Genomic DNA, 11800 nt, shown 5'->3' on the forward strand with positions numbered 1-11800 from the left:
TCGCGGGGAACACGGTTGGCACCTTGAGGTGACTGTCAGCGGTGGCCGGCCATGCGTTCCAGGCGGGCGATCCGTTCCTCGGTGGGCGGGTGGGTGGAGAAGAGGCGGCCGATGCCGGCGCCGCGGAACGGGTTGGCGATCATCAGGGAGCTGGTGGTGGCCAGTTCGGGGTCCTGCGGGAGGGGCGCGGCGCGGGTGCCGGCCTCGATCTTGCGCAGGGCGGTGGCGAGCGCGAGCGGGTCGCCGGTGAGCATGGCGCCGGAGGCGTCCGCCTGGAATTCGCGGGTACGGCTGATCGCCATCTGGACGACGGCGGCGGCCAGCGGCCCGAGGACCAGCATGAGGAGGGCGCCGAGGATGCCGGGGCCCTCGTCGTCGTCGGTGCGGCCGATCGGCAGGAAGATCGCCAGGTGCGAGAGGTACGTGATCACGGTGGCGATCGCGGCGGCGACCGAGGAGATCAGGATGTCGCGGTTGTAGACGTGCGACAGTTCGTGGCCGAGGACGGCGCGCAGCTCGCGCTCGGTGAGGATCTCCAGGATGCCGCGGGTGCAGCAGACGGCGGCGTTGCGCGGGTTGCGGCCGGTGGCGAACGCGTTGGGCTGGCGCGTCTCGGAGATGTAGAGGCGCGGCATGGGCTGGCGTGATGATGTGGCCAGTTCGCGGACGAGGCGGTACAGGACGGGCGCCTCGACCTCGCCGACGGGGTGGGCGCGCATCGACCGCAGGGCGATCCGGTCGCTGAAGAAGTACGCGAAGCCGTTGGTGCCCAGGGCGATGATCAGGGCGATGGTGAGCCCGGCGGAGCCGCCGAGGGCCCAGCCCGCGGCGAGCATCAGTGCCGACAGCGCAGCGATCAGTGCCGCCGTCTTGACGCCGTTGAACCGCACTTGCGCCTGCCTCCCCGTCGTTCGTCCGCTATCGGGGTCAACGGGTTGACCTGCCGGAACGTTCCCCCGGTCAGGTGACCGAGCGGACGGTCTCCAGGACGAGCTGGGGGGCCACGGAGAGGACGACGGCGGCGGTGGCGGTGGCGGCGACGGCGGCCCGGACGGGGACGCCGGGGGCGGGCGCGGCGGTGGTGCCGGTGAAGAGGCGGGCCGCCCAGGCGAGGTAGTAGTAGAGGCCGATGACGGTGTTGATCGCCATGATCACGGCGAGCCAGGTGACGCCGCCGGCGACGGTGGCGCGGAAGACGACGACCTTGGCGAAGAGGCCCATGACGCCGGGCGGCAGGCCGGCGAGGCAGATGAGGAAGAACGCGAGGGCGGCGCCGGTGGCGGGGCTGCTGCGGGCCAGGCCGCGGAAGTCGTCCAGGGTGGCGCCGCGGCGGTACGCGGTGACGACGGCGAACGCGCCGAGGTTCATGGCGGCGTACAGGGCGACGTACGCGGTGGTGGCGGCGACGGCCTCGGGAAGGCGGTGGGCGCCGACCGCGAGGGGCGCGATCATGTAGCCGGACTGGGCGACGGAGGACCAGGCCAGGAGGCGGATCGCGGTGCGCTGGCGGAGGGCCAGGAGGTTGCCGAGGGTCATCGTGACCGCGGCGATGATCGCGATGACGGGGCCCCAGATGTGGCCGTACGCGGGGAAGCCGAGGGCGAGGACGATCGCGAGCCCGGCGAAGCCGGCGGCCTTGGAGGCGACGGAGAGGAACGCGGCGACCGGGAGCGGGGCGCCCTGGTAGACGTCGGGCGCCCAGAAGTGGAACGGGACGGCGGCGACCTTGAACCCGAAGCCGGCGATGACGAGGACGATGCCGACGGCCGCGACCGGTTCGAGGTCGGCGGGGAGCCGTTCGAGGGCGGGCGCGACGCGGTCGAGGTGCATGGAGCCGGTGGCGCCGTACACGAGGCTGATCCCGAACAGCATGATCGCGGCGGAGACGACGGAGACGAGGAAGAGCTTGAGGGCGGCCTCGGTGGCGGCGCCGTCGTAGCGGCGCAGGGCGACGAGGGCGAAGACGGGCAGGGAGAGGGTCTCCAGGGCGACCGCGAGGAGGATCAGGTCGCGGGCGGCGACGAGGGTGAGGGCGCCGGTGATGGCGGCCATCAGGAGGAAGTGGTACTCGCCGGCGGGCATCCGGGCCGCGGTGATCTCCCGGGCGGAGAGCAGCACGACGATCACGGCGGCGGCCAGCACGATGCCCTGGAAGAGCAGGGTGAAGTCGTCGGCGACGTACGAGCAGGAGCGGGGGCCGCCGGCGCGCAGGTCCTCGGGGAGGCAGAACGTGGCGCGGCGGGGGCCCCGGCCGAGGACGATCACGGCGGCGAGGGCGATGAGCAGCGACGAGCCGCTGAGGACGCCGAGGAGACGCCGGGGGACGTCGAACGCGTCGGCGAGCAGGAGCGCGATGGCGGCGACGGCCACGATGAGCGGGGGCGCGATCGCCGCGTAGTCGATGCCCTGGATCATGTCAGCCGCCTCCGAACAGCGCGCGGACGGGCGCGGTGGTCACGTCCAGCAGGGTCTTGGGCCAGAGCCCGACCAGCAGGATCAGGGCGATGAGCGGGGTCCACGCCGCGTACTCGTGGGCGCTGATCGCCGCGGCCGGCCCGCCGCCGGCCGGACGGGGACCGTGGGTGATCTTGGCGAGGAGGCGCAGGAAGTAGGCGGCGGTCAGCACGGCGCCGAGCGCGGCGACGGCCATGTACGCGACGAACGTCTCCCGCGGCAGCCCGGAGTGCGGCCGGTACGCGCCGACGAGCGCGAGCATCTCGCCCCAGAAGCCGGCGAGGCCGGGGAGCCCGAGCGAGGCGATCGAGGCGAACGTGAGGAACGAGGCCAGCCGGGGCGCGGTGCCGAGCATGCCGGAGCCGAGGGCGTCCAGGTCGCCGGTCCCGTACCGGTCCTTGATCGCGCCGGCCAGGAAGAAGAGCAGCCCGGTGATCAGGCCGTGCGCGATGTTGCCGAAGAGGGCGGCGTTGATGCCGACGGGGGTGAGGGTGGCGATGCCGAGCAGGACGAAGCCCATGTGCCCGACGGACGAGAACGCGATCATCCGCTTGAGGTCGCGCTGGGCGAGGCAGGCGAGCGCCCCGTACACGATGCCGATCACCGCGAGCAGGCCGAGGTAGGGGGCCCAGAACTCGGCGCCTTCGGGGGCGGCGGGGAGGGCGACGCGGACGAGGCCGTACGTGCCCATCTTCAGCAGGACGCCGGCGAGCAGCACGGACCCGACGGTGGGGGCCTCGGTGTGCGCGTCGGGCAGCCAGGTGTGCAGCGGCCACATCGGCGCCTTGATCGCGAAGCCCAGCCCCATCAGGAGGAACGCGACGATCTGGACGCCGCGGGCGACCTCGTGCCCGGCGGCGAGCTCGGTCATGTCGAGCGTGCCGGCGTTCACCGCGACCAGGAGCATCCCGGCGAGGAGGAGGCCGGAGCCGAGCAGGGTGTAGAGGATGAACTTGTACGCGGCCGCGCGCCGTCCCGGCCCGCCCCACTGCGCGATGACCAGGTACATCGGGATCAGGACGACCTCGAAGAACACGAAGAACAGCACCATGTCGAGCGCGACGAAGGTGCCGAGCAGGCCGACCTCCAGCAGCAGGAGGAGCGCGGTGAGGAGGCGGGCGGACCCGCCGGCCGGCGGATGTTTCACCAGGTGGACGAAGCAGAGGAACGTCAGCAGCGCCGTCAGGACGACCAGCGGCAGCGAGATCCCGTCCGCGCCGAGGTGGAAGCGCAGCCCGATGGCGGGCGCCCAGGCCCGGTCGGTCTCGAACTGCATCCGGGACGGCGCCGAGTAGTCGAACGCGGCGAGCGCGTACACGGCGGCGAGCAGCGTGGCGCCGGAGACGCCGAGTCCGTACCGGCGTACGGCGGTGTCGCCCGGCAGGAATCGGTCCGGCGGGACGAGCAGGAGCAGCGCGCCCGCGAGCGGGATCGCCGCCATCAGCATGAGGATCACAGGAAGATCACCACTCCGGCCGTGATGACGACGACTCCGGCGAGCAGCCCGGTCAGGTAGGTCTGCGGGTTGCCGTTCTGCGGGATCCGCAGCGGCCCGGAAAGGCGCCGCGCGCCCCGGGCCGCGCCGACGGCGAGCGCGTCGATCCCCCGCGCGTCGAACGTGACGACGCGCCGCGCCAGCGCCCTGATCGGGGCGGCGACGGCGTGGGCGTACGCCTCGTCGACGTAGAAGGCGCGCGCGAAGAGCGTGCGGGCCGGGCCGAGCACCCGCGCCGGGTCGAGCGCCGGGTCCCTGTTCCAGACGAGGAACGCCGCCCCGCCGCCGAGCAGCAGGAAGACCAGCCCGAGCAGCGCCGCGCCGGCGTGCGGGCGCAGTTCGGCGGCGCCGAGCCCGAAGAGGCCGAGGATCGCGGCGGGCACGGCCAGCGCGGCGACCGGCCACGACATCAGCGGCGGCGCCTCCCTGATCTCGTACGAGCCGCGCGGCTCCCCGAAGAACGTCATCAGCCAGGTCCGCATCGCGTACGCGGCCGTCAGCGCCACCGTGACCAGCAGCCCCAGGTAGACGATCCAGGCGGCGGCGCCGGGGATCTCGCCGCCGTGCAGCGCGGCGTGCTGCGCGCCCTCGATCACCGCGTCCTTGCTGAACCAGCCGCTCGCGGGCGGCACCCCGGCCAGCGCCGCGAGGCCGATCGTCATGGACCAGAAGGTCAGCGGCATCTTCTCCCGCAGGCCGCCGTAGTCGCGCAGCATGTTCGACCCCGCCACCATGATCACGCAGCCGGCCGCGAGGAAGAGCAGCGCCTTGAACGCGCCGTGAGTGAGCAGGTGGAACACCGCGCCGACGTCCGCGCCGACCGCGAGCCCGGCGGCCATCACGGCGAGCTGGCTGACCGTGGAGTACGCGAGGACGCGCTTGAGGTCGTCCTGCGCGAGCGCCGCCAGCGCCGAGCCGACCATCGAGATCACCGCGAGCAGGCCGAGCACGGTCAGCGCCGCCGGCGCCGCGAGGAACGCCGGGTAGAGGCGGGCGACGACGTAGATCCCGGCCGCGACCATGGTGGCCGCGTGGATCAGCGCGCTGATCGGCGTCGGGCCGGCCATCGCGTCCGGCAGCCAGGTGTGCAGCGGGAACTGGGCGCTCTTGCCCGCGACCCCGGCGAGCAGCAGCAGCGCCGCCGCGGTGACGGTCGCGTCCGGCAGCGTCCCGATCCGGCCGAGCACGCCCGCGATCTCGAACGTCCCCGCGCCGGCCCCCAGGACGATGATCCCGAGCAGGAAGCCGACGTCGCCGAGCCGCGTCACCAGGAACGCCTTCACCGCGGCGCGCGAGTTGGCCCGGTCCTCCCAGTGGTGGCCGATCAGGAAGTACGAGCAGACGCCCATGACCTCCCAGCCCACGTACAGGAGCAGGAGGTCGCCCGCGTACACCACCAGCAGCATCGCGGCGGTGAACAGCGACACGAACGCCGCGTACGAGGAGTAGCGCGGGTCCTTGGCCATGTAGGCGATCGAGTAGATCTGGACGGCGAGCGCGACGCAGCAGACCATCAGCCCGGCGAGCGCGGCGAGCCCGTCCACCTGGAGGCCGATCGCGATCTCCACGCCGCCCGTGGGGATCATCGAGAGCGTGCCGGTGCGGGCCCCCGGCGTGCGCCAGGCGGAGAACGCGACGATCGCGGCGAGGACGGTCGCGGCGGCGATCGGAACGCAGGCGAGCAGCGCGGGCCCGTTGCGCAGCGGCGACCGCTCGGCCGTCTCCGCCGCGTCCTGCCACTCCTTCTCCGGTACGCGCGGGCCGCCGCCGGGGACGGGCGCGGCGGTACGGACCCGCAGCGGCCGCGACAGCCCCGGCCCGAACAGGAGGCCGGCGAACGCGGCGGCGAAGGGCAGCAGGATCACCAGCGAGGCGGACGCGATCATCGGACGGCGCCCTCCCCGGTACGCGACTCGATCGCCGGATCCGGACCCGGGTCCGGGGCGGGGGCGGTGCCGTCCTCGGACAGCTCCCGCAGCCGGTCGACGTCGATCATCCGGCGGTTGCGGAAGACCAGCAGCACGATCGCCAGGCCCAGCCCGATCTCGGCCGCCGCGATCACGATCGTGAACAGCGTCAGCACCTGCCCGCCGTGCAGCCGGTCGCGCAGCCACACGTCGAACGCCACCAGGTTGAGGTTGACCGCGTTCAGCATCAGCTCGACCGACATCAGGACGAGGATCGCGTTGCGGCGGGCGAGCACCCCGTACACGCCCACGGAGAACAGCAGCGCCGCGACGACCAGCGGGTACGCCAGATGCATCAGCGCTCGCCCTCCTCTGCGTTCTCTCCGGCGTCCTCTTCGGAGCCGGAGTCGGCATCGGGGCCGATGTCGGAGCGCGACAGCACGATCGCGCCGACCAGCGCGGCCAGCAGCAGCACCGACAGCACCTCGAACGGCAGCACCCAGGTGCGGAAGATGCCCGACCCGAGCGACTCGGCGGACCCGCCGCCCGGCGCCAGCGGCGTGTACGCGTCCCAAAACCCCATCACCAGCACGGTGACGAGCAGGGTGGCGGTCGCGAGGGCCACCGCCAGCGCCGCCCAGCGGTTGCCGGAGTCGAGGTCGGCGGACTCGCCGACCGGCGCCCGGGTCAGCATGATCCCGAACAGCAGCAGGACGATCACGGCGCCGACGTAGATGAGGACCTGCACCCACGCCACGAACTCGGCGGTGAGCACCAGGTAGCCGCCGGCCAGCGCGCCGAACGACACCACCAGCCACAGCGCCGCGTGCACCAGCCGCCGCGTGGTGACCACGAGGATCGCGGAGCCGACCGCGACCGCGCCCAGCAGCGTGAAGACGACCTCGGCGCCGGTCACGCCGGCCGCCCCCTCGGCCGCCCCGCCGCGCCGCCCTTGGCCGCGGTGGTGACCTCCTTGGGCGGCTCGGCGCCGGAGTCGTGCGCCTGCGGCGGCGGCACCGTCCACATCCACTCGCGCAGCCGCTCGCGCTCGTGGGTCAGCTCGCCGATGTCGTACTCGGCGTACTCGAACTCCGGCGACCAGAACAGCGCGTCGAACGGGCACGCCTCGATGCAGATCCCGCAGTACATGCACAGCGCGAAATCGATCGCGAACCGGTCGAGCACGTTGCGGGTACGGGCCCGGCCGCCGCCCTCGGCGGGCAGCGTCTCCTTGTGCGAGTCGATGTAGATGCACCAGTCGGGACACTCGCGCGCGCAGAGCATGCACACCGTGCAGTTCTCCTCGAAGAGCGCGATCACCCCCCGGCTGCGCGGGGGGAGGTCCGGTTGCACCTCGGGGTACTGTCGCGTAATGGAGCGCCGCGTCATCGTCCGCAACGTGACCGCCAGCCCCTTGGCCAGCCCGCCTCCTGGTAGCCGTCCCACGGGTCATCATGATTCCTTACTGAGCGCCGCAGGGGAACGTAGTGACTCCCGCGTTCGTCCAACCATGCGTGAGCGGCCGGGACCGGCCGCTCCTCCGTGCACCGAGGAGGGGACGTGACCCACGGCGTGGACGGCCCTTTCGACCAGGACGGCCCCTACGGCCAGGACCGGCCCGTCAACAGGGACGAAGGCGAGCACGCGCCGCCGCCACCGCGCCGCCCACCGCACCCGGCCCCGGGGCCGGGCCCCGCGGCGGGCACCGGCCCGCACGGGCGGCCGCGCCCGCCGCATCCGGGCGCGCGCGCCCCGTACCCGCACCCGCCCGGCCCGCCGACCGTTCCGGGCTGGCGCCGGCAGTACCCGATGCCCCCGGCCCCGGTCCCGCCGCCGGGCCCGCCCCCGATGCCGGCGATGCCGCCCGTCCCGCCGGCCCCGCCGCCCGAACCGCGCGGCGTGATGTGGGCGTTCGTCCCGTTCATCAGCTTCGGCTTCGGCACGCCGTTCTCGTTCATGTACGCGGCGGTCCGCCGCCAGTCGTGGAATCTCGGCGCGACCGCCGCCGGCTACGGCGCCGCGACCGGGACCGCGATGCTGATGGCGCAGTCCGGCGACGCGATGCTGGGCGCGCTCAGCGCCATCATGTTCCTGATGCTGTGGGTCGCCGGGAGCGTCCACGCCTTCGCGGTACGGCCCGCGGTCTTCCCCAAGGCGGCCCCGCACAGCCAGCGGAACGAGCACGCCATCAAGCTCGCCAAGTACCGCCGCGTCCTCCGCGAGGACGCCCGCGCGCTGGCCGCCGAGGACCCGGCGCTCGCGCACGAGCTGCGGATCGGCCGCCCCGACCTGCCGCGCGGCTACGACGACGGCGGCCTGATCGACGTCAACCACGCCCCGCCGTCCGCGCTGGCCATGCTTCCCGGGCTGACCGACGAGCACGTCGAGCGCGTCGTCCGGCGGCGCGAGGAGCAGGGCGGCTTCATCTCCGCCGAGGAGATGGCCGTCGACATCGACCTGCCGCCCGCGCTCCTGGCGCAGATCTCCGAGTACGCCCTCTTCCTGCCCTGACGCCGCCCGCGGCGCGTCCTAGAGGGCGACGCGGACGATGCCGGTGAGGGCGAGCTGCGCCAGCGACAGCGGGACGAGCCACGCCCAGGCGAGCTTCTGGAGCTGGTCCTCGCGCATGCGCGGGTAGCTGACCCGCAGCCAGATGACCACGAACGCGAGCGCGGCCGTCTTCAGCAGCGTCCACAGCCAGCCCAGCTCGGTGTCCAGGAACGGGCCGTTCCAGCCGCCCAGGAACAGCACCGTGGTCAGCAGGCACAGCACCACGATGCCCGCGTACTCGGCCAGGATGAACAGCGCGAACCGCAGCCCGCCGTACTCGGTGTACGGACCGAAGATGATCTCCGAGTCGGCGACCGGCATGTCGAACGGCGGGCGGCGCAGCTCGGCCAGTCCGGCGACGAAGAACACCACCGCGCCGACGGCCTGCCACGGCAGCCACCACCAGCGCCACTCCTCCGCGATGCCGCTCAGCGACAGCGTCCCGGCGGCCATCGCGACCGACGACGCGGCGAACACCATCGGCAGCTCGTACGACATCAGCTGCGCCGCGACCCGCATCCCGCCGAGCAGCGAGTACTTGTTCGCGCTCGCCCAGCCCGCCATGATCGCGCCGATCACGCCGACGCCCATCACCGCCAGCGCGAAGAACAGCCCGAGGTCCAGCTCCAGCGCGACCTGGCCGTCCGGGCCGACCGGGATCACGATCAGGACCAGCAGGTACGGGACGAGCGCGACGGCCGGGGCGAGCTTGAAGACGCGGCGGTCGGCGTCGCGCGGGACGACGTCCTCCTTCTGCGCGAACTTCACCCCGTCGGCGACGAGCTGCGCCCAGCCGTGGAAGCGGCCCGCGTACATCGGGCCGAGGCGCCCCTGCATGTGCGCCATCACCTTGTGCTCGGCCTGCCCGACCAGCAGCGGCAGGACCGCGAACGCGGCCGCGACCAGCGCCAGCTTGGCGACGATCTCAAGCATGGGGGCCCCAGTCGTCCGGTACGCCCGGCGGCCGCACGCGGCGGCGGCTCGGCGCGCCGCCGCCGGACTCGCCGGGCTCCTTCGCGCCCGGCCACGGCTTGGCGACCCGCGCGGCCAGCACGAACTCCTTGCGCAGCGGATGCCCCTCGAAGCCGTCCGGCAGCAGCAGCGGCTTGAGGTCCGGATGGCCCTCGAAGACGACGCCGAACATCTCGTACGTCTCGCGCTCGTGCCATGCGGCGCCCCGGTAGATCCCGGTGGCCGTCGGCAGCGCAGGGGCCTCCCTCGGCACCCGTGTACGGACGAGCAGGTGGTGGCGGCGCTCCAGCGAGTAGACGTGCGCGACGACCGCGAAGCCGTCCTCCAGCTCGTCCACGCCGGTCAGCCAGTCGAAGAACCCGCATTCGAGGTCGTCGCGGGCGAAGGCGAGCGCGTCCAGCCACGTCTCGGCCGGGACGCCGACCGCGAGGCCGCCGGACGTCTCCTCGCTCGTCACGTCGTCCCCGTACCGGCCGTGCCAGGCGGCGGTGAGCTCCGCGGCCGCGCTCACCGCCCCGCCTCGCTGCCGCCTTCGTCTCCGTCGCCGCCGCCGTCCGCGGGGCGCTCGTCGCCGTCCGTCAGCCCGGGGATGATCGACGGATCGTGCTCGCCGGAGTCGCGCCGCGGCCGCTCGCGGTCCTTGGGCCTCTCCGGTTTCCTCGCCTTCGGTTCCTTCTGCGTCCGCGCACGCTTCTCCGGCTTCCGCGGCTTCTCCGGCGCCACCGCCTCCTGAGGCTCCACGGGAGGCGGCTCGACCGGCACGGTCGCGTCGCCGGGCGCCCCGGCCGGCTCCTCCGCCCGCACGCTCGCAGCGCCGGGCTCGCCGGCCGGTTCCCGCGGCTCCGCCGCAGGCGGCTCGACCGGAACGGTGGCGTCATCGGGCGCCGCCGCCCGCTCGGACTCCGGGTCCGGGTCCGGGACGGCGTCCTCGACCGGGGTGAACGCAAGGGTGCGGTGGGACGGGCCGCCCGGGGACTCCTCGGGCGGCGGCTGCTCCGCGGGCTCGTCCGGGAGCGTGCGGAGGCCGAGGGTCGGGACGTCGTCGGGGGCCGGCATCGGCTGGACGGGCCGGCGCAGCACGGTGGCCGAAAGCGGCCGCGGCGGCGGAGGAGGCGTGAAGGGCTCGGCACCGGAGCCGCTGTAGCGCTCGCCGAGCGACTCGCCCGCGATCTTGTCCTGGAGCCGGACGATGCCGTGCAGCAGCGCCTCGGGCCGCGGCGGGCAGCCGGGCACGTACACGTCCACCGGGACGATCTGGTCGACGCCCTTGGTGACGCAGTACGAGTCCCAGTACGGGCCGCCGCAGTTGGAGCAGGCGCCGAACGAGATGACGTACTTGGGCTCGGGCATCTGCTCGTACAACCGGCGCACGGCGGGGGCCATCTTGTCGCTGACCGTCCCCGACACGACCATCAGGTCCGCCTGGCGGGGCCCGGGCGCGAACGGGATCACGCCAAGCCGGATGAAGTCGTGCCGGCTCATCGACGTGGCGATGAACTCGATCGCGCAGCAGGCCAGCCCGAAGTTGAACACCCAGAGGGAGTAGCGGCGCCCCCAGTTGAGCACGAATCTCACCGGCTTGGGCGCGAGCCGCGACAGAGGCCCGACGCTGGGCGGCGGCAGATCGACCGTGCTCATGGGCTCGCTCCGCTCGCCGGCTCCCGGCCGACTCCGCGCAGCGGCCTCCCTCGTCGCGTGCTCGCTGCTTCGTCGCTGCGCGCGCTCCTCAGTCCAGCCGCTGCGCGGCCGCTCGCGGTGCTCACGAGAGCATTCTTACAGTCATCGCGCCGGGCGCCAGGGGGTCACACCCATGACAGGACGCCCTTCTTGCCCGCGTACACCAGGCCGGTGGCGAGGAAGCCGAGGAAGACGAACATCTCCACCAGGGTCGTCATTCCATAACCCGGGGCGGAGAAGATCGTGGCCCAGGGGAACAGGAACACGGCGTCGACGGCGAACACGACGTACAGGTAGGCGAACACGTAGTAGCGAACGTACGACTGCGCCCAGCCGTCGCCGACCGGATCGACGCCGCATTCGTACGTGGTGAGCTTCTCCGCGGTCGGGCGGTGCGGGCGGAGCAGCCGGTTGGCGCCGAGCCCGCCGGCGACGATGGCCGCGCCGACCAGGACCAGCGCCAGCACGGCCGCGTACCTGTCGAAATAGTCCGGCACAACTGCCTCCCCTGGCTCCCGTCAAGTATCGCCCAGTACACGGCGAACTCACGTCCCTGCGGTGCGTCTAAACCGTTGCACGGATCGTCATCCTTTTGCTGCAAACTAGAGAGCCATATGGGGTCAGTTGACCTGGAAGGACGTGACCGGATGAGCAACCCTCCACCTCCCCCCGGCTGGGAACCGCCTGCCGGACCCTCGTGGCCGCCTCCTCCGCCCGAGGGCCCGGGTGGTGGACCCGGTGCTCC

11 protein-coding genes and 1 pseudogene are annotated in these 11800 nt (G+C 73.2%); 1 reads left to right on the forward strand and 11 read right to left on the reverse strand.

The annotated features are described in order from the left end of the window. Positions 1-35: 35 nt before the first annotated feature. From htpX to ACA361_RS06140, 7 genes are all read right to left on the reverse strand, one after another. A complete protein-coding gene (gene htpX, locus ACA361_RS06110; RefSeq protein ID WP_375010767.1) occupies positions 36-890 on the reverse strand; it encodes a zinc metalloprotease HtpX in 855 nt (284 codons plus the stop codon). Positions 891-960: 70 nt separating this feature from the next. Beyond that, positions 961-2415: an NADH-quinone oxidoreductase subunit N gene (locus ACA361_RS06115; protein ID WP_375010768.1), complete on the reverse strand. Its 1455-nt coding sequence runs from the start codon at positions 2413-2415 to the stop codon at positions 961-963. A gap of 1 nt (position 2416) precedes the next feature. Beyond that, positions 2417-3895, reverse strand: a complete 1479-nt coding sequence (locus ACA361_RS06120; protein ID WP_375010769.1) for a NuoM family protein — start codon at positions 3893-3895, stop codon at positions 2417-2419. Between the two features lie 11 nt (positions 3896-3906). Beyond that, the gene (locus ACA361_RS06125) at positions 3907-5835 is read right to left on the reverse strand and encodes an NADH-quinone oxidoreductase subunit L (RefSeq protein WP_375010770.1); all 1929 of its coding nucleotides are present in this window, start codon (positions 5833-5835) and stop codon (positions 3907-3909) included. After that, complete coding sequence (gene nuoK, locus ACA361_RS06130; RefSeq protein ID WP_375010771.1) at positions 5832-6212, reverse strand: NADH-quinone oxidoreductase subunit NuoK; 381 nt, start codon at positions 6210-6212, stop codon at positions 5832-5834. Before nuoK ends, ACA361_RS06125 begins: the two co-directional genes overlap by 4 nt. Continuing rightward, on the reverse strand, positions 6212-6772 hold the full coding sequence (locus ACA361_RS06135) for an NADH-quinone oxidoreductase subunit J (protein WP_375010772.1): 561 nt from the start codon (positions 6770-6772) through the stop codon (positions 6212-6214). The genes nuoK and ACA361_RS06135 overlap by 1 nt, the downstream gene beginning before the upstream one ends. Further along, positions 6769-7209, reverse strand: a complete 441-nt coding sequence (locus ACA361_RS06140; RefSeq protein WP_375010773.1) for a 4Fe-4S binding protein — start codon at positions 7207-7209, stop codon at positions 6769-6771. The genes ACA361_RS06135 and ACA361_RS06140 overlap by 4 nt, the downstream gene beginning before the upstream one ends. 207 nt (positions 7210-7416) lie before the next feature. Here ACA361_RS06140 and ACA361_RS06145 point away from each other — a divergent pair, with 207 nt between their 5' ends. Beyond that, positions 7417-8367 (forward strand): helix-hairpin-helix domain-containing protein, encoded by a 951-nt coding sequence (locus ACA361_RS06145; RefSeq protein WP_375010774.1) that lies wholly within the window; start codon positions 7417-7419, stop codon positions 8365-8367. A gap of 18 nt (positions 8368-8385) precedes the next feature. Here ACA361_RS06145 and nuoH read toward each other — a convergent pair whose 3' ends face one another. The 4 genes and pseudogenes from nuoH to ACA361_RS06165 all read right to left on the reverse strand — a co-directional run bounded on the left by nuoH (position 8386) and on the right by ACA361_RS06165 (position 11552). Beyond that, positions 8386-9339 carry an NADH-quinone oxidoreductase subunit NuoH gene (gene nuoH / locus ACA361_RS06150; protein WP_375010775.1) on the reverse strand — a complete coding sequence of 318 codons (954 nt, stop codon included), beginning with the start codon at positions 9337-9339 and terminating at the stop codon, positions 8386-8388. Continuing rightward, on the reverse strand, positions 9332-9889 hold the full coding sequence (locus ACA361_RS06155; protein WP_375010776.1) for an NADH-quinone oxidoreductase subunit C: 558 nt from the start codon (positions 9887-9889) through the stop codon (positions 9332-9334). The genes nuoH and ACA361_RS06155 overlap by 8 nt, the downstream gene beginning before the upstream one ends. Before the next feature lie 644 nt (positions 9890-10533). Then, positions 10534-11016 (reverse strand): annotated as a pseudogene (locus ACA361_RS06160) (NADH-quinone oxidoreductase subunit B); the annotation flags it as partial. A 164-nt stretch (positions 11017-11180) separates the two neighbouring features. Further along, a complete protein-coding gene (locus ACA361_RS06165) occupies positions 11181-11552 on the reverse strand; it encodes an NADH-quinone oxidoreductase subunit A (RefSeq protein ID WP_375010777.1) in 372 nt (123 codons plus the stop codon). Between the last annotated feature and the right edge of the window lie 248 nt (positions 11553-11800).

The organism is Actinomadura sp. 21ATH (genome assembly GCF_041951345.1).
GTDB lineage: Bacteria > Actinomycetota > Actinomycetes > Streptosporangiales > Streptosporangiaceae > Spirillospora.